Raw genomic sequence first — 22,970 nt, forward strand, 5'->3', positions numbered from 1 at the left:
CGCGAACCGCGCAACTAACAAACCGCGCAAAGAACAAATCGTAGATTCATCGAGCACCAAAACAAAATATAAACTAGGTGAGATAAACCGTACAAAATAAAGTTGTAACGTTTTTGTATTTTGTATACTAACTCTATAGATACCAAATAATTTGAATTAAATGAGGCATTTACTATTTCTTACTTACTTTTTAGTTTTTAATTTCGTAGCTAGTTCTGCTCAAAACACAACTGATAAATCTAATCTTTGGGAGATTTCTGGCAATGGATTAAAAGAATCTTCTTATCTCTTGGGTACCTTTCATTTACTTTGTGAAACTGATTTGCGGGTTTCTGAGAAAGTCTTGACTGCTATCGAAGCAGTGGAGCAAATTGCCTTAGAGGTAAATCTAGTAGATCCTAATGAATTGCTGAGCTTACAAGACTTACTGGTTTCTTCAACTACCTTATCTTCTCAACTTTCAGAATCTGAGCAAATTGAATTTCGAACTTTGTTGCAAAGTAAGTATGGCATGGATGCATCCGATGTCGATCACATGCCTCCCTTTTTGCTGATGGGCATGTTAGCTACAAAAAATATTCCTTGTGCTATTGCTGGTTACGATATGGCGATCCTACAATTAGGATTGGATAAGAATAAAAATATCTTGGGATTAGAGCGTTTTAAAGATCAAATTGACCTCACTAATCGCATTTATTCTGCCAAAGAAGTTCTCGCTCAATTGAAAGAAAAAGAGAGTGCTGCAATGGATTTCGAAAGCATGGTCAATGCTTTCAATCAAGAAGATATAGAAGCGCTTTATCGCATGGCGATTGATCCTAAATCATTATCCAGTGAGGGCAAACGCTTATTGCTTGACAACCGCAATCGCATGTGGATAGAAAAGATGGTGCATATCATGCCTACAGCTTCTACTTTATTCGCCGTGGGAGCTGGACATCTAGCGGGCGAAGCCGGTGTAATAGCCTTGCTTAAGGAAAAGGGGTTTACTGTTCAAGCAATTTTAAACTAAAACCCGTGCAGATCAAATTAGAACAAGAATTTTTAGAACGGATTAACGTCCATAAAGGTATTTTATTTAAAGTATCTAGGCTTTATATGGACACTAAAGCAGATCAGGAGGATTTGTATCAAGAAATGATTTGTCAGCTTTGGAAGTCTTATACTAACTTCTTAGGGGCTAGTCAATTCTCCACTTGGATGTATCGGGTTTGTATCAATACGGCAATTACGTATTTTAAAAAAAATAGTATAAGAGCCAAGTCGACGACTCGCCTAGACAACGAGAAGCATCAGTTTCAATTGGAGGAAGCTAGTTTTGAAGTAGAAGAACAACTAAAGTATCTCTATGGGGCTATTCATGAACTCAACGATGTGGAAAAAGCGCTAATCTTTTTGTTTTTAGAGGGTTTTTCCCATCTCGAAATCGCAAATAATCTCGGAATTTCTGAAGGAAACGCTCGGGTAAGATTAAATCGAACAAAAAATAAATTACAAGACATAATAAAACGAAAAGGATATGAATTTTGATGAGATAAAAAAATCGTGGAATAATCAATCGATTCAAGCAGAAAAAGTGACTGAAGAGACGCTATTGACCTCTAAAAGTCGATTGCCCCTAGATCGCATTCGCAAGAATACCTTACAGGATATTATACTACAAACTTCCGCCGTGATTGGGATTGCTTTTTTTCCTCAATTGCATGCCATGCCTGAAGACAAGTGGTTTTTCTTTTATGGGATTTACATTTTATTTGCTTTTGTATCTTTTTATTATATTATTAAGATGGCCTTGTTTTATCGCTCGTCGAGTACTTTTGAGATGAATTCAAGAGATAGTTTATATGAAGTGTATTTTCAAACCCGAATGTATGTCCAATTGTATGAGAATTTTTGTTTTTCCTTGGCTCCATTTGTCCTGTTTTTTATTCCCTTTTTTACTAAAATTCCTTTGAATAAAATCAATTTGCTCTTTACTAAATGGTACTTTTTGGTGTTTTTGATTCTTTCTTCTGCTTCTGTTTTTTTTATTTGTAGGTTGTGGATTAAAAGGCTGTATGGACGTTATCTCAAACAGATAAAAGAAACGCTAGACCAATTTAAGACAGTTGCAGATGAATAAGAAGCTATTCTTTATTAATAATATGTAGTAGAATGAGAAAAGAACAACTAAATATTTGTAGCAGAGACCTTATCCGCTTTGCTTTTAAGCTATTTCTGATAGGAGTGATAATTGGAGGCTTTGTTGCGTATAAACAAGCATAAAAAATGCCCCAAAAAGTGTCTATCTTTTCGGGGCATGTAAAGTTGTCCAATCATGTAAGGACTTTTTGTAATTAGATAAATTTCATTTTTTGGATTCGAACTGCATTTAAGATCGCGAGTAAAGCTACTCCAACATCTGCAAAAACTGCTTCCCACATACTAGCAATTCCACCTGCACCAAGAATTAAAACGATAATTTTTACGACTAAGGCAAAGGTTATATTTTGAATGACGATTTTGCGCGTTTCTTTTCCAATGTGAATGGCGGTAGCTACCTTTGATGGCTGATCAGTTTGTATGACAACGTCGGCCGTTTCAATTGCAGCATCACTTCCTAGTCCTCCCATCGCAATACCTACATCACTTAATGCAAGTACAGGAGCATCATTAATTCCATCTCCTACAAAGGCTATTGAACTAGTAGGATTTTCTTTTTTGAGTTTTTCAACTTGTTCTACTTTTCCCTCAGGTAATAGTCCACCTAGAGCAAAATCAATACCTGTTTCTTTGGCCACTTTTTGCGTAATGGTATTTTTATCTCCACTTAACATTACTGTTTTTTGTACCCCCATATGCTTCATAAGGCGAATAGCTTCATGGGCATCTTCTTTGATCTGATCCGCAATGGTGATATAACCTGCGTATGTCTGATTAATGGCAACAACAACTATACTCTCTACAATGTCGTTAATCTCAGCTGGAAAATCAATAGTATGTTGTTCAAGTAAAGCCGTATTTCCAACGAGAATTTCTTGGTTGTTAATCAGGCCAGCCAAACCTTTACCCGAAATTTCTCTAACATTTTCTGCAACTAACGCAGTAGGGTAAGCCTCTACAATCGCTTTGGCAATAGGGTGAGTCGATTGTTTTTCAATGGCTGATACAAGCTGAACAAATTCATCTTGTGGATGGGTTGTCTCTACTTTTTGTACTTTGAATACACCCGCTGTTAATGTACCGGTTTTATCCATGACTACAATATCCAATTTCGCCATGAGTTCCAAAAAGTTAGATCCTTTGAACAAGATTCCATTTCTTGAAGCGGCGCCAATACCACCAAAATAACCTAGTGGAACTGAAATAACCAATGCACAAGGGCATGAGATGACCAAGAAGACTAAGGCGCGCTCTAACCATTGTGTAAAGACATAACCATCTCCCAAAAATAGATAGGGAACAAAAGTGAGTAATACGGCTAAAAAGAATACAATAGGGGTGTAAACTTTGGCAAATTTGCGAATATACAATTCTGTAGGTGCTTTACGAGCACTTGCTTCTTGTACCATTTCTAATATTTTTGCCAAGGAACTATCTTGGTATAATTTTGTTGTGCGAACTTCAATTACCTGTTCTAAGTTGATCATTCCCGTAAGGACAATATCTCTTTTTTTATACGTAGATGGTTTGCTCTCCCCTGTTAATGCTGAAGTGTTAAAGCTTCCTTTATCAGAAAGTAACTCTCCATCTAATGGGATTTTTTCTCCAACTTTTACCTGAATGCGCTCTCCAATCGCTACTTCCTCGGGATTTACAATTGTAAAAGCGTTATTTCTGAATACGTTAGCTTCATTAGGACGGATGTCTAAAAGGGCTTTGATATTGCCTTTGGCTTTGTTTACCGCAGATTCTTGAAAGAGCTCTCCAACGGTGTAAAAGAGCATCACAGCAACAGCTTCTGGATATTCACCAATAGCAAACGCCCCTAAAGTAGCAATACCCATTAAGGAAAATTCATTGAAGAAATCCTTTTTAAGCATCATTGAAAACGCTTCTTTTAAAACGGGAAAACCTACTGGAACATAGGCCGCTACATACCACAGAATGCGCAAGGTGGGATTGTTGATAAACCAATCAGCTTTGAGCACATTGGCAAAGAGTACACCCAAAAAGAATAAGAGCACACTAAAACCAATTGTGTACTTGCTATTCATATCACCGTGATTGTGATCGTGGTCATCGTGATCGTGATCGTGATCCCCATGGTTATGTTCAGGGGTTGGTTTTTTGTTGAATTCTAGTTTTGAATTGCAACAGCTGTCTTTATCTTGATGTATCATACCTATTTATATTAATTCTAGATACAAAGTTAAGTACTTCTGTACAATATAAATAGGCATGAGACATGTTTGCAACACTGCTACATTTTTGGTTAACGGTTATGAAGGTTAGCGTTGTCCTTTATTCACATAGTTTTTCTTGAAAATGTACATCAATGGGAAACTTCTGCAGCACATCCATATCGCAAAAGCGATCCAAACGCTATACAGTTGAAAGCCTAGATAATCGAAGACCAATAAAGTAGGCAAGAAGCCACAAAAGGTAGCGAATATCAGGTTGTTGCGCAAGAATTTTGCATCTCCCATTCCCTTAAAAATTCCGTCATAGATATAAGCGAGTGAGTTGATAGGTTGTACCAGTAAAATAATCCAGAATACAGAAGTAAACACGCGAATAACCTCGGGATCTTGGTTGAACAATAGACCAATTTGCTCGTAGAATGCGAAGCAAATCCCAATTAAAATAAGGGAGATAAGAATGGCATATTTGCTGATGGCTTTGCTCATTTTCCAAAGTGCGGTATAGTTCTTTTCACCTAGTAATTTTCCAGACATGGCATTACCTGCGGTGGCATAACCATCGATAAAGAAAGAGAAAAATAACCAAATATTCATCAATATGCTTTGAGCGGCTATAAAGTTTTTTCCATATCCAGTGGCATAGGCGTTGGCCAAGTAAATGGCAACATTGAGGGTTGCTGTTCGGATGATAAAGTTAAAGCTCATGATAATGAAGGGCTTCAACGTAGGATTGATATTTTTACTCAATCGCATGCTAAATGGGGTATACTTGAAAAAGTAGTAAAAAGCCATAATTAGCATCACCGATTGAGCTACAACACTAGCATAGGCGGCTCCTTTGATGTGATAGGCAGGAATAATACCTTCGATTCCATAGACGAGTATGTAGGTGAGTATGACATTAAGTGCGGCTCCTGTTAAACTGCACTTCATTGCCCAAATGGTATTTTGTAAACCTCTAAACACACCATATAAAGCAAAGGTGATAAGCGTTAAGGGAAATCCCCAAGCTCGAATCAGGTAGTACTCTTTGGCATAGGTCAAGAGTAAACCTTCTGCATTATAAGCAGTAAAAATTTCGTGCACAAAAAAAGTTGTCGTTAGGAACAGCAAAAGGCTTAGCGTGAAATTAAACAAAATGGCTTGCGGAATTAATGTTTTAATCACCAATAAGCGCTTAGAACCATAATGCTGCGAAACAGTTGCCGATAACGATGTTTTGGTTTGGGCAACAACCCATATAATAGCCGATAAAAAGGAACCCACTAATCCTACCGCTCCTAGGGCTTCTACGCTATTATCTTTTAAATTACCCACAATAGCAATATCCGTAAGCGTGATAATTGATTCCGAGATGCCAGAAAAAATGGCGGGTATTGCAAGTTTATTTATCCCTTTAAAAGTAATTGGCTGATCCATATGATTTATTTCTAGGTAAGGAAAATCCAAAGATCGACAAAATCACAGCACAAAAAAAATGTTCCTAATGCAAGCACTAGGAACATTTTATGAAAAAATCAATTAAATAATTAAAAACGCATACCTACACCAAAACCAATTAACATAGGGTCAATTTTAACTTTTGCTGGTATATTTAGTTGTTCACCAGTAGGGTTAAGATTGGTTGCATCAACTGTTACGTCTGTTTTCAAGAATAATTTTTTGAAGTCAACGTTGATAAAGAATTTATCCGTGATGTCGATGTCAAATCCAAATTGGTATCCCCAACCAAATTTATTGTCATATGAAATGTCCTTTGCTGTTCCCGATTTTTCATTGTAGAAAATCGTGTAGTTTACCCCAACCCCTACATATGGTTTGAAGTTACTTGTTACTGGATAGTGGTATTGTACCATTAACGTAGGTGGTAGCAACCATACACTTCCTAAGTCTACATTAGCGTTGGAACCTTTGTCTACTGCAGTTAAATCAGAACCTAAGGTTCCTACGGTGTGTCTTGAAGTACCTAAGATTAACTCGGCAGCCAAGTTTTCTGTAAAGAAATACGTAAAGTCAAGCTCTGGAATAAAGTTGTTATTCACATCTATTTGTCCTCCAATCGTGCTGATGTCAGCTCTATTGTGAGGAATTACTCCCACACCTCTTAGGCGTACTTGCCATTTGTAAGAGTCTTTCTCTTGTGGTGTTTCTTGAGCAGTTGCTGTATTACCCATTAATAAAACAGCTCCTAATAATGATAGAAATAGCTTTTTCATAGTTATCTGTATTACAATTATACTTTAACAAATGTATCTATTTTTTTAATATAAAAACATGATTTTTATCATTGTGTTATATTTTTGTTTAGATAATATTTGAAACTACTAGTGAATTTGTTTTATTTAAGATAATTTATTATATTTAAAGATAAGACTAAAAAGATGAAAAAGACAGTAGTATTAGGTGCTTCTTTGAAAGAAGAGCGCTATTCCAACCAAGCGATTCGCATGTTGCGAGAATATGGTCATCCGGTAGAGGCTCATGGTTTACGTGCAGGAAAAGTAGCAGATGTGGAGATTCATACGGATTTGAATGCTTATTCCGACATAGACACGGTGACCTTATATCTCAATCCACAACGACAGGAAGCATTTTATGAATACATTATTCAACTGCAACCCCAACGCGTTATTTTTAACCCAGGTACAGAGAATCCAGCTTTTTACAAGCAATTGATAAAGAACAATATCGGATACGAAGAGGCTTGTACCTTAGTCTTACTCCGTACGAATCAATTTTGATCGGCTACTACTCCAAAGTAATAGGAGCGTAATTAATGCATTGACAATGATTAGTTCATTGTCAAACACATATCCGTTTAATAAGTCGCTAGAGTGATTGCTAAACCAAAGCGTAATAAAAGGGGCAAGCAAGCAGATATAAGGCACATATTTGTCCTTTACTTGTCTGTTTTTAAAGAAAATAGCAAAGCTAAATAGTCCCAATAATGGACCATACGTATAGGAAGCGATTTTAAAAATCATACTAACAACAGAGGCATCGTTAATGGCATTGAATAAAATAATAACCAAAAACATGAGAATCGAAAAACCGAAGTGAACCACTTTTCTCTTCCAGACGTTTGCAGGGGAGTCTTTTTGTTTATCCATGTGGAGGAAATCTATGCAAAAAGATGTAGTCAAGGCAGTTAGAGCGGAATCCGTTGTCGCAAATGTAGCAGCGGTTAAGCCCAATAAAAATACTAGTGCAGGAAATAGGGATAAGTGATTAAAGGCTATTTCGGGAAATAGTAAATCTGTTCTGGGTTTTTGCGTTACTGCATCTAAAGGGACCTCGATTCCTTGGTTATTGGCGTAGATGTACAACAAGGCACCAATACCCAAAAACAATAAATTGACCAGCACAAAGATTCCCGTGAATGAGTACATGTTTTTTTGTGCTTCTTTGATATTTTTACAACTCAAGTTTTTTTGCATCAAATCCTGGTCTAGTCCAACCATAGCAATCGTAACGAAAATCCCACCCAAGAATTGCTTGACAAAATGGTAGCGACTCCCCATAAAATCTTCAAAGAAGAAAACTTTGGAATAATTGCTTTCCTTTACTGCTTCAAAGGCTTGAATAGCAGATAAGTCGAGTTGATGACAAATAAATATGATCGTTAATATCACGGAGCTTACCAAGAAAAACGTTTGTAGAGAATCGGTAATGATGATGGTTTTTAATCCTCCTTTATACGTATAGGCATAAATTAGTAACAAGGCAATCAGTACAGTTGCAAAGAATGGAATGCCAAAGAAATCAAATACATAGCGTTGTAAAACAATGACGACAAGATAGAGGCGAAAGGCAGATCCAATCGTTCGACTCAACAAGAATATAGAGGCAGCGCTTTTATAGCTGTACACGCCCATTTTTTTTTCGATATAGGTATATATCGAAACTAAGTTATACTTGTAATACAACGGGAGCAAAACGGAAGCAGTAATAATAAATCCCACTGCATTTCCCAAAATGAATTGAAAATACTTAAATTGTTCTCCGTTGGGCGAACCCACTTCACCAGGAACCGAGATAAATGTTACCCCAGAAAGGGCGGTTCCAATCATGCCAAAAGCGACTAAGTACCAAGTAGCATTTTTATTTGCACTAAAAAACGCATCATTACTACTGTCTTTGTTGCTGGTTAAGCGAGAAATAGCAATTAGTATTCCGAAGTAAACAGCGATAATGAGAATAATAGTTAGTGGCGTCATTGCACAAGTTTGTTTTGCATTTGTATAAAATCAAAAGTAAGTAAATTTTAGTAATACACGTCTATTTCTCCAGGTGAAATGAAGCTGTGTTTTTTGCTTTTGGATCAGAGAATTAACAGGATATAGGTGATAAATACTCCCGTTGGGCATCACATAAAACGTGGAAAATAGTTGTATATTTTATATCTTTGCCCCATGGATTTCCCTTCAAAATTATTAGAAAAAGCAGTAGAAGAAATTTCTCAGCTACCTGGAATTGGTAAACGCACTGCTTTGCGATTGGCCTTACATTTATTAAAACAACCCGAAGAACAGACTTCGCGATTGGTTCAGGCATTGGATAAGATGCGTCAAGAAATTAATTATTGTAACAGTTGTTATAATATTTCCGATGCAGAAATCTGTGAAATCTGTGCGAATCCATCTCGCGATCCACAAGTAATTTGTGTTGTGGAGGATGTGCGCGATGTCATGGCATTGGAAAATACCCAATTATATAAAGGCATCTATCACGTATTAGGTGGTAAAATTTCGCCTATTGATGGTGTTGGCCCAAGTCAATTGAATATTCAATCCCTTGTTGATAAGGTAAAAAACGGCACTGTTAAAGAACTAATTTTTGCCTTGAGTTCAACGATGGATGGAGATACTACCAATTTCTACATTTACAAACAGATCAAAGATTGCGATGTTATTACGTCTACTATCGCACGTGGAATTGCCGTTGGCGATGAGCTAGAATATGCTGATGAAGTAACTTTAGGTCGTAGTTTAGTGCATCGCGTGCCATTTGAAAACGCATTTAAAGCGATTTAAGGCCTTGAGGTCCTGTGCTTACCTTTTTTATGAAGATGGTGTAGCAAGAGGAAAGGCTGATGAATAGCGACTTTTATTGTGCTGTGATGGCTCAAGCTCGTCATTAGTTGTAGTTAAAAACTATAAATTACGCTAAAATTATTGTTAGGCTTGTCTAATTTTGTAATTTTGTACATCTAAACAAAAATAGACAAATGAATTTATCGGATTTAAAAATGGGAAATAAAGGCATTATCAAGGGCATATCAAAAGATTGTCCAAGAGAAGTGCATCAGCGATTTTTAGATTTGGGATTTGTCGCTGGAGCCACTATTGCAGTGCACAGTATTAGTCCCTTGAAAGATCCGGTAGCCTATTTGATATACAACACTATTATTTCTTTGCGCAAAGAGGATGCTAAGATGGTCTTACTAGAAACGAAGAAATAAATTTTGAAGAAAGGACAGCGTATGAGCACAAATTCAGCCTGTGAACTATGTGATTTGAATAAAGCGGCAGATTTAAAAAAACTCGGTAATCTTTCGGGAAAATACGATTATGCAGTTGCTTTAGCAGGAAATCCAAACACGGGAAAAAGCACAATATTTAATGCCTTAACAGGGTTAAAACAACATACAGGAAATTGGCCAGGAAAAACGGTTACCCGTGCTGAAGGTAGTTTCTCGTATAGTGATCAAACGTATCGTTTGATTGATCTACCCGGGACATATTCGTTAATGTCCACTTCTGAAGATGAGGAAGTGGCTCGTGATTATATTTTATTTGGTGAACCCGATGTTACCGTAGTAGTCGTGGATGCAGGACGATTGGAACGCCACTTGAGTTTGGTTGTTCAAATTCAGGAAATTACAACCAAAGTAGTGGTCTGTTTGAATTTAATGGACGAAGCCAAACGTCACGGTATTGAAATTGACGTCCGCGGTTTATCCCGTGATTTAGGGGTTCCTGTGATTCCAACTTCAGCTCGAAATAAAGAGGGAATCACCGATTTACTCCACGCAATTGATCAAGTGGCAAGAGGAACATTTGTAGCCGAACAAAAGAGCATTACTGGAATTTCTGGAGATTCTCGAAAAGCTGTACAAACTATTGCCGCAGACTTATTAGCGCTAGATCCACATATGCCTAGTGTTTCTTGGATTGCTATGCGCTTAATTCAGCAAGACCCTAGTATAGAAACGGCTTTACTAAGTGGAGCATTGTCTGAAGGAATTACTATAGATCAAGTACGTCCCATCATTGAAAAAGCTAAAAAATACCAAGAAACCTTAGGATTGGATTATTCTGATAATGTAGCAGCTGCTATTTTTTCACAAGTATCAAAAATTGTAGAAGGTAGAGTAGAGGCGGATGATAAGCAACGCGCTTTCCGCATCGATCGTACTATTGATCGAGTGGTAACAAGTAAACGTTGGGGTTTTCCCTTAATGCTTGTGATGCTTGGAGGAATTCTATGGTTGACAATCATCGGATCAAATTATCCTTCTAGTGCATTGTCCTACCTTTTATTGGAACAGTTGTATCCCTTTTTGAAAGAAGGGGCTAGCACGTTGCAATTTCCTTGGTGGTTGAGTGGGTTTTTAATTGATGGTGTGTATTTGGCAACAGCTTGGGTTATTGCTGTGATGTTGCCGCCTATGGCTATCTTTTTTCCACTGTTTACTCTACTGGAAGATTTTGGCTATCTACCCCGTGTGGCTTTTAATCTCGACCGTATTTTTAAAGGAGCGGGTGCCCACGGAAAACAAGCCTTGACCATGAGTATGGGCTTTGGTTGTAATGCTGCTGGTGTAGTTGCTACGCGTATTATCAACAGTCCTCGTGAAAAGTTAATTGCTATTATTACCAATAACTTCTCGCTGTGTAACGGACGTTGGCCAACGCAAATTTTAATGGCTACGATTTTTATTGGCGCATTAGTGCCTAAGTATTTAGCTAATACTGTGTCAACATTAGCTGTTGTGGGTATCGTAGTATTGGGGATTGCATTTACCTTCTTTACCTCTTGGATGCTTTCTAAGACCATGCTAAAAGGAGAATCATCCTTTTTTACCTTAGAATTACCACCATACCGTCCTCCGAAAGTATGGCAAACGGTATATACCTCTTTGATTGATAGAACCTTAATCGTATTGTGGCGTGCTGTTGTTTTTGCTGCACCCGCAGGGGCAATTATCTGGTTGGTGTGTAATATTGACATCGCAGATAAGAGCATCGCCCTTTGGCTAATTGATGGCTTAAATCCTTTTGCCTTGCTTATTGGATTGAATGGGGTAATCTTACTGGCTTATATAGTAGCCATTCCAGCTAATGAAATTGTAATACCTACTATATTAATGTTAACAGCCATGGTATTGGGGGATGCAGCAATTGGTCAAGGAGCAGGGGTTATGTTTGAAGTGTCGGATGGAGAAATTGCTACGATTTTACAAGCGGCAGGATGGACCACCCTTACGGGAATTAACCTGATGTTATTCAGTTTACTACACAATCCGTGTAGTACAACAATTTACACTATTTACAAAGAAACACATAGTGTGAAATGGACAACTGTAGCTTCAGTTTTACCAATTATATTTGGTTTGATTGTTTGTTTTACCGTCACTCAAATATGGTATTTGTTCACTTCATAAATGGAAGAGAGAAGCAATATAAACAAGAAAAAGTCGAGTAATTACTCGACTTTTTCTTGTTTTAGTCCTATGCCAATAAGAATTTGAGGACCTAGATATTTTGGTTTTTTATTCGTTAAATTGTCTAGTATTACTTTCACTCGTGCAAATTTTTCACGTAATAGGGTTTTAAATCCATACTTTCGGGTTACATCTTGGGCGTTAAATCCAACCGTCTGCAATTCCAAGTGATTGGCGATAAACACTGCTCTTTCGTTGTGGAAGGGTTGGGAAATGATGGTAAAGGCCTCTTCGTTAAAAATGGCTTTCATGCGATAAACAGAGTCCAAGGTGCGTAATCCCGCGTAATCCAAATAAATGTGATCTTTGGGTACTCCGCGTTCGATCAGTGCTTCTTCCATGTCTTTGGGTTCGTTGTAATTCTCTTGACTGTTGTCGCCACTTACTACTACAAAATCAATTTTTCCTGCGTGATAGAGCTTTGCAGCAGCTTCTATGCGATAGGTAAAATAGTAATTGAGTTGACCAGAACCAAGGTATTTCGAAGTCCCTAAAACAAGTCCCACTTTGTTGTGTGGAATCTGTTCAACAGTATCAAAGAGCTGTGCGCCTGTGCTAGATGCCACGCGTATATTGGCTCCCCATATGCAAACAAATAGGAGGATACAGAGAATTCCGATACAGTAGATTGTTTTTTTCATGCTATTGGATTAAAAGGGCATTAATACCAACGCTTTTTATTTTTCTTTGCGTTTTCGGATTTACGGGCATTGGGATTTTTCGCCTTATTTCGATAATCTTTCTTGGGCGCTGCTTCTCCTTTTTTCGGTTCTTCTTTCCATGGATAGGGATGATCAGAAACAGTTTTCGGTTGCGTACGCGTAAATTTTACAATGGCTTCCCAATACGTTTTTTCTGATTTGTCACAAAAGGAAATTGCTAGACCTTCATTGCCCGCTCTTCCTGTACGTCCAATTCGGTGTACAAAAGTTTCAGGAATGTTAGGTAAATCAAAATTAATCACCACAGGAAGGGAATCAATATCGATTCCACGAGCTGCAATATCAGTGGCAACCAAGACTTTTGTTTCTTTATTTTTGAAACTGTCTAAGGCTTCTTGTCTAAGGTTTTGTGATTTATCTCCGTGAAAGGCTGCGGCCTGAACACCATTTTTTTGTAAGGCTTCTACTACAGAATCCGCACCGTGTTTTGTACGGGTGAAGACCAGTACATCACTTAGTTTTTGATTGCGAATGAGGTGGTACAACAATTTTTTCTTCTCTCCTTTTTCTACAAAATACACCTGTTGTTTTACTGTTTTTGCACTCGATGAAATTGCATCTACAGCTACGTATTGGGGTTGTTTGAGGAAGGTATGAGCTAGTTCTCGGATAGGCAACGGCATGGTTGCTGAGAACAACAAGGTTTGTCTGGTATCGGGAGTAACTTGAATTAGTTTTTTTACATCGTCAATGAATCCCATATCCAGCATTAAATCCGCTTCATCCAGCACCAAAAAGTGAAGGTGATCTAAGTCGAGTTGTTTTTGCTTGTATAGATCCAAAAGTCGTCCTGGCGTACCAATGATGATATCTGCACCTTTGTTTAATTGTTCAATTTGAGGTTTACTTGAAACACCACCGTAAATGGTCATCAGGGTTGCGTTGGTGTATTTGGCATATTGGGTGAAGTTATCAGCGATTTGTTGTGCTAATTCTCGCGTTGGGGTTACGACCAATACACGAGCTTTTTTAGTGCGTTTCGTATTGCCTAATCGGTGTAAATAATGGAGAATCGGCATCGCAAAAGCAGCTGTTTTTCCCGTTCCCGTTTGTGCACAACCAATGACGTCCTTTTCTTGTAAAACTAAGGGAATCACTTGTTGTTGAATAGGTGTAGGGGTTTGATACTCCAATTCCTCAAGGGCTCGTAAAATATTTTTATTCAGTTGTAAATCTTCAAATGTCATAACCTATACATATATTATCAGACAAAGGTAAGCGATTTGAAGTCAATTTATGGAAAACAGCTAAAAAAAGCCTTCTCTTGTATTTTTAATACCTTGTTAATGAGTGTTTTGATGTGATAAAGAATTAGTGTAGGAGTGCTTGATGAATTGCATCTAGCGTTGCTCCTACTTTAGCTGCTTCAATGGCTGAGGCTAATACATTTTCTCCTTTTGTCTGAACACTGTGAGTGAGTTTCGCTAAAGCGCCTGCTACTTCTTTACGCAGGGGAATAGAAGGTATTGGGCCATGCTCGTTTGCTTTTGCTTGAATACGCGCGGCAAGTACCGATTGAATACCGCCTCGCTCTGTTAGAGAAGGAAGGAGGTTTATTGTTTTTTCAACGAGATCCAAAGTGAGTTTTTCTACATAATAGCTTCCTGCCCATGGGTCAATCGTTTTACAACTCTTAATTTCTTCCATGAGAAAACGCTGCATTTGCCCTGCCGTTAGAGTTGTTGATGCAGTTGGAGGTAGTTGTAAATAAAGGGCTTGAGTTCCTCCAAATACAGCCGCGGTAGCTTCTATGGTTGCACATGCTAAGGTATCCATAGGCTCGGTAGTTTGGAGGTCTATGTCTGAGGTTTGGGTGCGAATGGGTAAGGCTAAGGCTTGTTCATCCTTGAGGTTAAAGGGGCGAAGTAAAGTTGACCAGATTCCCCTTGCAGCTCTCATCTTGGCGATCTCCACAAAGTGATCGGAACCTAAGATCCACGCATACGAAAGATGTGTCGCTATATAATTAACCGGAATTTGTTGTTTACTTGCTTTTTGAAGTAGATCAATTCCTAAGGTTAGGCTGTAGGCTAATTCCTCCTCCGCAGAGAGATTGAATACTTTTAACGCTTTATTGGAAAGCGATAAGCTGTTAAATTTGGGGTGATGCTGGTGCAGATAGCTGATGGTATCAGTCACTACCTTAGTCGCTTTTTCAAAAGAATAAGCACCGTTGGTGGTTAGGATGGGCAACAACACATCATAGTGGAGATGTCCTGTTATATGTGAGTCTTCAAATCCCAATTCTTGTGCTGCGGCTATAAAGCATGCTAACAAGGGGATGATGGTGTCTGATGAATATAGGGATACCGTAATTTCATCCAACGGAAGTTGGGCAAGGAGCACTTTCATATCTTCAAGGGAAGAGATGGTCGGCTGTGGATTTGTCCTAGATGATTTTGCAGGCGAAATAAGCGTAATTTCCCTTTGTCCTTGGTTTATCTGATTGCGATAAACTTGATTGCATTTTTCTAAGGTTGCGCTTTGGGGCACTTGATTGATTTGCCAAGGGTGCTGTACATGCATTAAAGGAGAGATTCCTCTGACGAAAGGAGCAAATCCTGCGGCAAAATCGATATCTTCTATAGCTTTAGTTGTTTGTTTGCTGTATTTTTTTTGAATAGCAATTCCCTCAACCGTTGTTGTTACAGTGGAATCTGATTGTGTTTCGAATAGAGTAGAATCTATTTTCAAATGTTGTAAATCCTTTCTTTTCATAACGAATAATCTTAGTTGTTTTCCTCTGTTAATCTATGTTGTTCGTAGCTTTCTGCTAGGCGTTTTTCTATCAATGGTGCAAGTAGTGTTTTGCGTGGTTTTTGCTTGACAAAAGGGAAGAGCTCCAATTGCTCTTGTATTTTCTCGTTGGGATTAGCCTGTAAATTTGTACCGACGAGTATTTCTCTTTGCGCATGGAACCAATCTTGTTCTTTCTGGTCAGATTCCGCTATTTTGCGCTGGATTGTCCCTTGATGAAAAGAGGTAATTAATCCATCGGCTTGTTCAATCTGCTTAATGATGTCCAACGCCTTTTCAGCAAGTTGCTTGGTGAGCTCTTCGATGTAGTAAGCGCCTTCTGTTGGGTTGTCTACCGCGTGAAAATGACTGTGTTTTTTTAAAGAAAGAAGTTGATTTCTAGCGATTTGTTGGCTAGCGTAATTCTCTTTTCTGTATAAGGCATCATAGGGTAAGTTGCATACAAAATCTGCACCTCCTAAAACAGCACTCATGCATTCAGTGGTTGTGCGCAAGGCATTGACTGTAGCACCATAAAGCGTTTTGTTTCGCTTGGTCGGTGTGCTTATTATTCTAACAGTTAGGTCGGTATAGTTGTATTCACTTGCAATTAAATCGAATAACAAGCGAAGTACTTTGTGCTTGGCAATTTCAAAAAAGTAATTCGAACCAACGGAAACCTCAATAAAAATGGGTTGTTGTACGGTTTTAACTCTCGACAAATATTCATTGAAGTGAGTGCAAGCATAAGCAATTTGTTGAACAATCGTAGCGCCTGCTTGTTGATATGCTTTGGTATCAATCGTCAGGTTAACGTTGGAATATTGCTGTGTTAAAGCATTCAGGATATTGAAATCGGTATTGAGGTTGTGAAACCAGTTTCCTGATGTGATCAATTGATGAATAGGATCAGTCAACAGGTGTAGGGTGTATTGCTGTTCCCTGGCCCAATGAGCTAGGTTTTCAATATAGGCATGATCTAAAAAGAGACAGCGCAACAAATAGGTTTTGTCTTTGGGCAAAGCTCCTAAGAGTTGGGTAACATCAAGTGTTGGATTTACCAGTGTAAAATAAAGCACTTCCGTACCCTTTTGCAAAGATGTCTTTGCATTGAGAATGGATTTGTCTATTTCTTGTATATAGATGGCTTGAACTATTTGCCATTGAGAGTTCTGCGTAGAAACGGGAATCGTCTGACTTTCATCTCTGTGATAGAACGGACGTACTTTAATTCCTTCTAAACTTTCCCAAACTAGCGTTTCATTGTAATCGGCTCCATGTAGTTCGTATTGAATTTTATTTTTCCATTGCTTGGCAGGAATGGAATTAAATTCTTCGAAAAGTAGATGATTCATAGTACTATAATATCAGGTTTACTAGGAAGATAAGGTATCAAATTCAATAATAAAAATATCTTCATTATCTCGTTTCATATAATATTTTTCTCTTGCGTATTTCTCGATTGCGTCTCCATCTTTCAAGTTTCTGATGGATTGCTTATCCTTGTCAATTTCATTTTGAAAGTAGTCTCTTTTTCCTTCCATTTTATCAATTTCCTGATCAATGGCACGATGTTCGATAAGCGAATAGCTATCAAAAAATACAATCCAAACAATAAAACCAATGGTTATTAAAAAAAACGGGTTTTTTACTATTCGGATGTATCGTAATTTGCGAAGCATACTTTTAGAATCCATTGGCATTATTATTTATATGGGATAAAGTTAACCTATTTTCTCGTTAATTACAGTACGAACAATATCAATTGCTACTGTATTGTAGGTGTCATTTGGAATAATGATATCCGCATAGGCTTTTGATGGTTCAATAAATTGATCGTGCATCGGTTTTAAGGTGTTTTGATAGCGATTTAAAACCTCGATCATATCGCGACCTCGTTCAGCAATATCGCGTTTCAAGCGGCGGATCAAGCGCTCATCAGAATCGGCGTGAACAAAGATTTTAATATCGCATAATTCACGCAGTTCAGGGTTACACAAGATGAGGATTCCCTCGACAATCATTACTTTTCTGGGATGCGTCAGTATATAGTCGTCAGTTCTATTGTGTTTTACAAAAGAATAAACGGGTTGATTCACGCTACTTCCTTCCTTTAACTCCTTGAGGTGTTGTACCAAGAGATCAAAGTCGATTGACCTCGGATGATCAAAGTTGATTAAGGTTCTTTCCTCTAAACTAAGGTTGTCTGTCGCCTTGTAATATGAGTCTTGGGATATGATACCAACTTCTGTTTCAGGGAGTTCGTTCATGATTTGGTGAACAACGGTCGTTTTTCCACTTCCTGTTCCTCCTGCAATTCCAATAATTAACATGTGTGCTTTTAATTTTTAGCAAAAATAGAAATTAATCAAAGAGGGGAAAAACATTTTTTGGTTTTAGGACGTTGTTAAGGCTTTTTAAGCAGGAGGTAAAAGAAGGATTATGTTGGATTATTCGATGGTAGTGTTCTTATTTATACTTGATCTAATTTAAAAAAGCTATATTTGTCTCTTCTGTATCAGGATAAGAGTATTGATTATTATAAACAAAGGATATATGGCTAAGAAAAATGTAGATCGAGGGATATTTACACTCAAAGAAAGAACGTACATCACCCCCCATTATATACGCATTACGTTAGAAGGGAAAGACACTCAAAAGTTCAGTCGTACCACCATAGGGGTAAACAACAAGATATTTTTGGCACCAGAAGGCTGCCCACGCGTTCATTTACCAGAATTTGATTTTGAAAAAGGACAATGGGTACCCATGGATGAGGCAATTCGCCCAAGCGTACGCACTTATACACATAGGGGAATTAATTTAGAAGCGAATGAATTATATGTAGACTTTGTGGCCCATGGCGATGAAGGACCCGCGTCTAAATGGGCGATTCAAGCGCCAATAGGAGCAGAACTTGGGGTAGCAATGGGAACTGAAGCAAGCGAACTCTATCCGGCGGCGAGTCGTTATATTCTAGTAGGAGACGGAACAGCTATTCCTGTATTGGGTGCTATTTTGGAAGATTTACCTGCTAATGTACACGTACAAGCTTTTATAGAAGTAGAAACCAAAGAAGATATACAATCTCTAGCGACAAAAGCAGAGGCATCTATTGAATGGGTAATTAATCCAACGCCAGGTCAGCATACAATACTGGCAGAAAAAGCTATGGCATATATAGAGGAGCAAGGGGAGATGGAATCAAAGTTTGCCTATGTGGCAGCCGAGTTTTCTACGGTTAAGATGTTGCGTAACTTCTTGCGAAAAGAGAAAAACTGGACTAAAGACGAGCTTTATGCGTATTCCTATTGGAAATTCGGCAAGGCAGAAAATGCTTCAGAAGCAGATCGCCGTGCTGAAAAAGCAAGTCTAGACTAAAAAAAGTTGAACCTACATGTATTGTCAAAATAAGGTAGATTCACTCTTCAATACCTTTAATTAAATCTGAAAACGAGGACTAGGGCCCTCGTTTTTTTTATTTATGAAGGAAACTGTCACATAAGTTTATAAAAACAAGTTAAAACTAGACGATCAATCGCGTGATTTTGTTTGATAAGAAATATTATTTGTTACCTTTGTCGGCTGAAATAAAAATTCAAATCATTTTAAGTTCTTTAGTAGCATGTTAAATCGAAGACACATTCGTATCAAGGTTATGCAGACGCTTTATGCCCTGCACCAAAGTAATTCTGACCAAGTTCAAGTTGGTGAGAAATTTTTAAACCACAGCATGGATAGTATACAAGAGTTGTATCTAGTTATGCTAACCCTCCTGATAGAAATTCGAAAAAAAGAAGAAGAATACATCGAAATTTCTCAGAAAAAACATTTAGCTACATCGGAAGAACGCAATCCAAACAAGAAGTTTATCGAAAACCAAGTCCTTGAGTTATTGAGTAATTCTACTTCAATTAGCAATAAAGTGGAAGAGCGCAGTATGGTGTATTGGCAAAGAAAGGATCACTATGTTCAATTGATGTTGGACGAGGTGAAAGCAAGCCAATTGTATAAAGACTACATGAAATCAAAGACGCGTTCGTTTAAAGAAGACCAAGACTTTATCGTTGACATTTACACGGAAATTCTTGCGCCAAACGAGAAAATTTACGACTTCTTAGAAGATACAAAATTAACCTGGGTAGATGATTTACCTGTTGTTAATACTTTGATACAAAAGCAATTAAGACAGTTAAAGGATGCGGAGCAAGCCTTTTTTGTGCCGAAAGTATTCAAAGATAGCGAAGATAAAGAATTTGCTGTTGATTTATACCGTAGAACTGTCCTAAACGGTGCTGAATTTGCCAAAGAATACGACGGCAAAACACCAAATTGGGATACAGAACGCATCGCTGCTATAGATATTATTATTTTGAAAATGGCGATTTGTGAAATGTTGCGTTTCTCTTCTATACCAGTCAAAGTAACAATTAATGAATATTTAGAACTTGCAAAAGAATATTCTACACCAAAAAGTAGTATATTTATCAACGGTATTCTTGATAATATTTCGAAAGAACTAGAAACTCAAGGTCGTTTGAATAAAATCGGAAAAGGACTTTTATAAGACTAAATAACTAAATAACTATATCTCATGAAAAAAGTATTAATGTTGTCATGTGTGGCCTTATTGAGCATGACAGCTTGTAAAAAAAATGATGCCTCTAGTCGTGTTAGCGAAGAAAGCGTAGCTAAAATTGAAGAAAAAGCTGCAGCTAAAAAAAATAGTGGAACGCCAAAAATGGAATTTGTAGAACTTGCTCATGATTTTGGTACTATTGGAAATAACGAAGCGGTAGAAACGGAATTTAGTTTTACTAATACGGGAGATGCTGATTTAGTTATTATTGATGCTCGTGCTACTTGTGGATGTACAGTACCTGAGTATCAAAAAACACCTATTAAACCGGGAGAAACTTCAAAACTAAAAGTTAGATTTCAAACAGGAGCCGTAGGACAACAACAAAAAACCGTTACCTTAACAACGAATACAGAAAAAGGAGAGGAGTTCCTAACAATTAAAGCGAACGTTTCTCCAGCAAACTAATTTTTTAATACTTATATTTTATGGAAGGAATACAACAATTTTTACCCATGATTCTTATTTTTGTTGCGATCTATTTTTTTATGATTCGTCCGCAACAAAAAAAGATGAAACAAGAAAAGGAGTACGAGGCTAGTCTAAAAATAGGAGATCGTATTATTACTAAATCAGGTTTACACGGAAGAATTGCTGAGTTAAATGAATCAACAGTTGTTGTAGAAACAATGGCAGGAAAACTATTAATGGAGCGTTCTGCTATCTCTATGGATATGAGCCAAAAGCTTCAAGAGAAGAAATAAGCGAATAAGCAATCGATATAAGAAAATAGGCATCTCAGTGGATGCCTATTTTTTTTGTATGTAATGGGTTCAAATTCATTAATTAAAAAAGAATTTCCTTGGGTTGTCCCTTGTTTTCGTCAAGCTTTTCTTAGGCTTTTCTTAGGCTATCGATATAGCAAATTAAGTCAATTAAGCGAGAAGAATATCCGATTTCGTTGTCATACCAACCAACTACTTTCACCATGCGATCCAAAACTGAGGTTAGTTGTGCATCGAATAAACAAGAGTGGGTGTTTCCGATAACATCTACAGATACAATAGGGTCTTCGGTATAGGCTAAGATGCCTTTTAATTCGTTTTCTGCGGCAGATTTAAAGGCTTGATTAATCTCCTCAATGCTTACTTCTCGTTGTACATAGCAAGTAATATCGGTTAAAGAGCCATCAGGTACGGGTACGCGAATACCTCCACCGCCAATTTTTCCTTCGTATTCCGGAAAAATTTTGGTTAGCGCTTTAGCGGCACCAGTGGTTGTAGGTACAATGGATTGGGCTGCACCTCTAGCTCTTCTCAAGTCTTTGTGAGGTTGATCGTGTAGGCTTTGATCTGTGGTATAGGAGTGAACCGTGGTTATATAAGCTTGCTCCATCCCACATAATTTTTTGATAATTTTCACCATTGGAGCCGCATTATTTGTCGTGCAACTGGCATTGGAAATGATGCGTTCTTCTCCTGTTAAAATGTGTTCGTTAACTCCTAATACAATGGTTTTTATCTCATTGTCTTCTGGGGGAACAGATAAAATAACGCGTTTTGCACCTTGTTTTAGATGTGCTTCTAACAAGGCAGTTGTTTTGCGTTTTCCCGTTGATTCAACCACGTAATCAACATCCAACCTCGCCCAAGGCAGGTCAGTAATTTCCTTTGTGCTAAAATAGGGAATCTTTTGTTGATTGATAATTAAGTGATCAGCATCATAAGTTACCTCGGCTTGCAAGATTCCGTGAATGCTGTCGTATTTTATTAGATGTGCCATGGTCTGCACATCTGCTAAATCGTTAATAGCCACAACTTCAATGACAGGGTGGTTGAGCAATAATTTAAAGAGGTTTCGGCCAATGCGTCCGAATCCATTAATCGCAACGTTAATTTTTTTCATTGGTTGTAAAAGCAGATGGTCGCTTAGTAGCGACCATCACTATTATAATTATAAAATATGTTTTTGAGCTTTGTAAGAAGAACGTACAAGTGCACCACTTTCCACGTGTCTGAATCCCAATTCTAAACCGATTTCTTCGTATTTCTTGAATTGTTCAGGTGTAATAAATTCTTTTACAGGTAAGTGTTTTTTACTTGGTTGTAAATACTGACCAATGGTAATAACATCTAATCCGACAGCTCTTAAATCGTGCATGGTTTGGATTACTTCTTCTTCTGTTTCACCTAATCCAAGCATAATTCCTGACTTGGTACGTTTTGCACCATTATCTTTTAAGTATTTTAGCACAGCTAAACTGCGGTCGTATTTGGCCTGAATTCGTACTTCTCTTGTTAAGCGACGAACGGTTTCCATATTGTGAGAGATCACTTCAGGAGCTACTTCAAGGATGCGATCCAATAAGCGTTCTTCACCTTGAAAATCGGGAATTAATGTTTCCATTGTCGTTCCAGGACTGATACGGCGTACCGCTTTTACTGTTTCCGCCCAAATGATAGACCCCCCGTCTTTTAAGTCGTCGCGATCTACACTTGTTAGTACAGCGTGCTTAATATTCATTAATTTTATTGATCGAGCCACTTTGTCTGGTTCATCCCAGTCTACTGTTTCTGGACGTCCCGTTTTTACTCCACAGAAGCCGCAAGAACGCGTACAGATATTACCTAAAATCATAAAAGTAGCTGTTCCTTCTCCCCAACATTCTCCCATATTTGGACAACTACCCGAGGTACAAATGGTATGTAATTTATATTTGTCTACCAGTCCTCTTAATTCAGTATATTTCTTACCTGTAGGCAATTTTACACGCAACCATTTTGGTTTGGCCTGCGGTTGTATATTTTTGTCTAAGATTGTATCCATACTTTCATTTTATCAAAGTACAAATATACTGAAATCTT

The 22,970-nt window shown here is 37.8% G+C and carries 23 protein-coding genes; 11 read left to right on the top strand and 12 right to left on the bottom strand.

From position 1 onward, the window contains the following. Positions 1-160 precede the first annotated feature (160 nt). The 3 genes from HX062_RS08825 (at position 161) to HX062_RS08835 (ending at position 2,122) form a co-directional block, all read left to right on the top strand. Complete coding sequence (locus HX062_RS08825; protein WP_286467141.1) at positions 161-1,012, top strand: TraB/GumN family protein; 852 nt, start codon at positions 161-163, stop codon at positions 1,010-1,012. A gap of 86 nt (positions 1,013-1,098) precedes the next feature. Next, complete coding sequence (locus HX062_RS08830) at positions 1,099-1,530, top strand: RNA polymerase sigma factor (RefSeq protein WP_430530113.1); 432 nt, start codon at positions 1,099-1,101, stop codon at positions 1,528-1,530. Beyond that, positions 1,520-2,122, top strand: a complete 603-nt coding sequence (locus HX062_RS08835; protein ID WP_182628193.1) for a hypothetical protein — start codon at positions 1,520-1,522, stop codon at positions 2,120-2,122. Before HX062_RS08830 ends, HX062_RS08835 begins: the two co-directional genes overlap by 11 nt. A gap of 214 nt (positions 2,123-2,336) precedes the next feature. Here HX062_RS08835 and HX062_RS08840 read toward each other — a convergent pair whose 3' ends face one another. From HX062_RS08840 to HX062_RS08850, 3 genes are all read right to left on the bottom strand, one after another. Then, positions 2,337-4,322, bottom strand: coding sequence for a heavy metal translocating P-type ATPase (locus HX062_RS08840; RefSeq protein WP_286467143.1), 1,986 nt, complete (start codon positions 4,320-4,322; stop codon positions 2,337-2,339). Between the two features lie 108 nt (positions 4,323-4,430). Then, positions 4,431-5,762, bottom strand: a complete 1,332-nt coding sequence (locus HX062_RS08845) for an MATE family efflux transporter (RefSeq protein WP_286467144.1) — start codon at positions 5,760-5,762, stop codon at positions 4,431-4,433. 110 nt (positions 5,763-5,872) lie between these two features. After that, entirely contained in the window at positions 5,873-6,559 is a 687-nt protein-coding gene (locus tag HX062_RS08850) for an OmpW/AlkL family protein (RefSeq protein ID WP_182628196.1), read from the bottom strand. A gap of 165 nt (positions 6,560-6,724) precedes the next feature. Here HX062_RS08850 and HX062_RS08855 point away from each other — a divergent pair, with 165 nt between their 5' ends. Beyond that, positions 6,725-7,084 (top strand): CoA-binding protein, encoded by a 360-nt coding sequence (locus HX062_RS08855; protein WP_286467145.1) that lies wholly within the window; start codon positions 6,725-6,727, stop codon positions 7,082-7,084. On the opposite strand, the gene HX062_RS08860 is transcribed toward HX062_RS08855, so the two are convergent. Continuing rightward, the gene (locus tag HX062_RS08860) at positions 7,061-8,560 is read right to left on the bottom strand and encodes a sodium:solute symporter (protein WP_286467146.1); all 1,500 of its coding nucleotides are present in this window, start codon (positions 8,558-8,560) and stop codon (positions 7,061-7,063) included. The genes HX062_RS08855 and HX062_RS08860 overlap by 24 nt on opposite strands. A 195-nt stretch (positions 8,561-8,755) precedes the next feature. Here HX062_RS08860 and recR point away from each other — a divergent pair, with 195 nt between their 5' ends. From recR to feoB, 3 genes are all read left to right on the top strand, one after another. Further along, positions 8,756-9,376, top strand: a complete 621-nt coding sequence (recR, locus tag HX062_RS08865) for a recombination mediator RecR (RefSeq protein ID WP_182628199.1) — start codon at positions 8,756-8,758, stop codon at positions 9,374-9,376. 194 nt (positions 9,377-9,570) lie between these two features. Beyond that, on the top strand, positions 9,571-9,804 hold the full coding sequence (locus tag HX062_RS08870) for a FeoA family protein (protein ID WP_182628200.1): 234 nt from the start codon (positions 9,571-9,573) through the stop codon (positions 9,802-9,804). A gap of 21 nt (positions 9,805-9,825) precedes the next feature. Then, positions 9,826-12,009, top strand: coding sequence for a ferrous iron transport protein B (gene feoB / locus HX062_RS08875; protein WP_286467147.1), 2,184 nt, complete (start codon positions 9,826-9,828; stop codon positions 12,007-12,009). Between the two features lie 41 nt (positions 12,010-12,050). Here the strand turns inward: feoB and HX062_RS08880 are convergent, their stop codons facing one another. The 6 genes from HX062_RS08880 to udk form a co-directional block, all read right to left on the bottom strand. Further along, positions 12,051-12,710 carry a SanA/YdcF family protein gene (locus HX062_RS08880; protein WP_286467148.1) on the bottom strand — a complete coding sequence of 220 codons (660 nt, stop codon included), beginning with the start codon at positions 12,708-12,710 and terminating at the stop codon, positions 12,051-12,053. A 20-nt stretch (positions 12,711-12,730) separates the two neighbouring features. After that, positions 12,731-13,978, bottom strand: a complete 1,248-nt coding sequence (locus HX062_RS08885) for a DEAD/DEAH box helicase (RefSeq protein ID WP_182628203.1) — start codon at positions 13,976-13,978, stop codon at positions 12,731-12,733. A 124-nt stretch (positions 13,979-14,102) separates the two neighbouring features. Next, entirely contained in the window at positions 14,103-15,509 is a 1,407-nt protein-coding gene (locus HX062_RS08890; protein WP_286467149.1) for a methylmalonyl-CoA mutase family protein, read from the bottom strand. An 11-nt stretch (positions 15,510-15,520) separates the two neighbouring features. Next, entirely contained in the window at positions 15,521-16,882 is a 1,362-nt protein-coding gene (locus tag HX062_RS08895; RefSeq protein ID WP_286467150.1) for a methylmalonyl-CoA mutase family protein, read from the bottom strand. A gap of 21 nt (positions 16,883-16,903) precedes the next feature. Continuing rightward, a complete protein-coding gene (locus HX062_RS08900; protein WP_255492456.1) occupies positions 16,904-17,209 on the bottom strand; it encodes an FtsB family cell division protein in 306 nt (101 codons plus the stop codon). Positions 17,210-17,251: 42 nt separating this feature from the next. After that, positions 17,252-17,860, bottom strand: coding sequence for a uridine kinase (gene udk / locus HX062_RS08905; protein WP_182628207.1), 609 nt, complete (start codon positions 17,858-17,860; stop codon positions 17,252-17,254). Positions 17,861-18,083: 223 nt separating this feature from the next. On the opposite strand from udk, the gene HX062_RS08910 reads away from it, so the two are divergent. The 4 genes from HX062_RS08910 to yajC all read left to right on the top strand — a co-directional run bounded on the left by HX062_RS08910 (position 18,084) and on the right by yajC (position 20,870). Then, positions 18,084-18,908, top strand: coding sequence for a siderophore-interacting protein (locus HX062_RS08910; RefSeq protein WP_182628208.1), 825 nt, complete (start codon positions 18,084-18,086; stop codon positions 18,906-18,908). A 244-nt stretch (positions 18,909-19,152) separates the two neighbouring features. Continuing rightward, complete coding sequence (gene nusB / locus HX062_RS08915) at positions 19,153-20,094, top strand: transcription antitermination factor NusB (protein WP_182628209.1); 942 nt, start codon at positions 19,153-19,155, stop codon at positions 20,092-20,094. A 27-nt stretch (positions 20,095-20,121) separates the two neighbouring features. Continuing rightward, complete coding sequence (locus HX062_RS08920; protein ID WP_286467152.1) at positions 20,122-20,574, top strand: DUF1573 domain-containing protein; 453 nt, start codon at positions 20,122-20,124, stop codon at positions 20,572-20,574. 20 nt (positions 20,575-20,594) lie between these two features. Next, on the top strand, positions 20,595-20,870 hold the full coding sequence (yajC, locus tag HX062_RS08925; RefSeq protein WP_182628211.1) for a preprotein translocase subunit YajC: 276 nt from the start codon (positions 20,595-20,597) through the stop codon (positions 20,868-20,870). A 130-nt stretch (positions 20,871-21,000) separates the two neighbouring features. Here the strand turns inward: yajC and gap are convergent, their stop codons facing one another. Both gap and lipA read right to left on the bottom strand, forming a co-directional pair. After that, a complete protein-coding gene (gene gap, locus HX062_RS08930; RefSeq protein ID WP_182628212.1) occupies positions 21,001-22,011 on the bottom strand; it encodes a type I glyceraldehyde-3-phosphate dehydrogenase in 1,011 nt (336 codons plus the stop codon). Positions 22,012-22,059: 48 nt separating this feature from the next. Then, complete coding sequence (gene lipA, locus HX062_RS08935) at positions 22,060-22,932, bottom strand: lipoyl synthase (protein ID WP_182628213.1); 873 nt, start codon at positions 22,930-22,932, stop codon at positions 22,060-22,062. Positions 22,933-22,970 lie beyond the last annotated feature (38 nt).

The sequence above is a fragment of the Myroides sp. DF42-4-2 genome (assembly GCF_030326445.1).
Taxonomy (GTDB): Bacteria; Bacteroidota; Bacteroidia; order Flavobacteriales; family Flavobacteriaceae; genus Flavobacterium.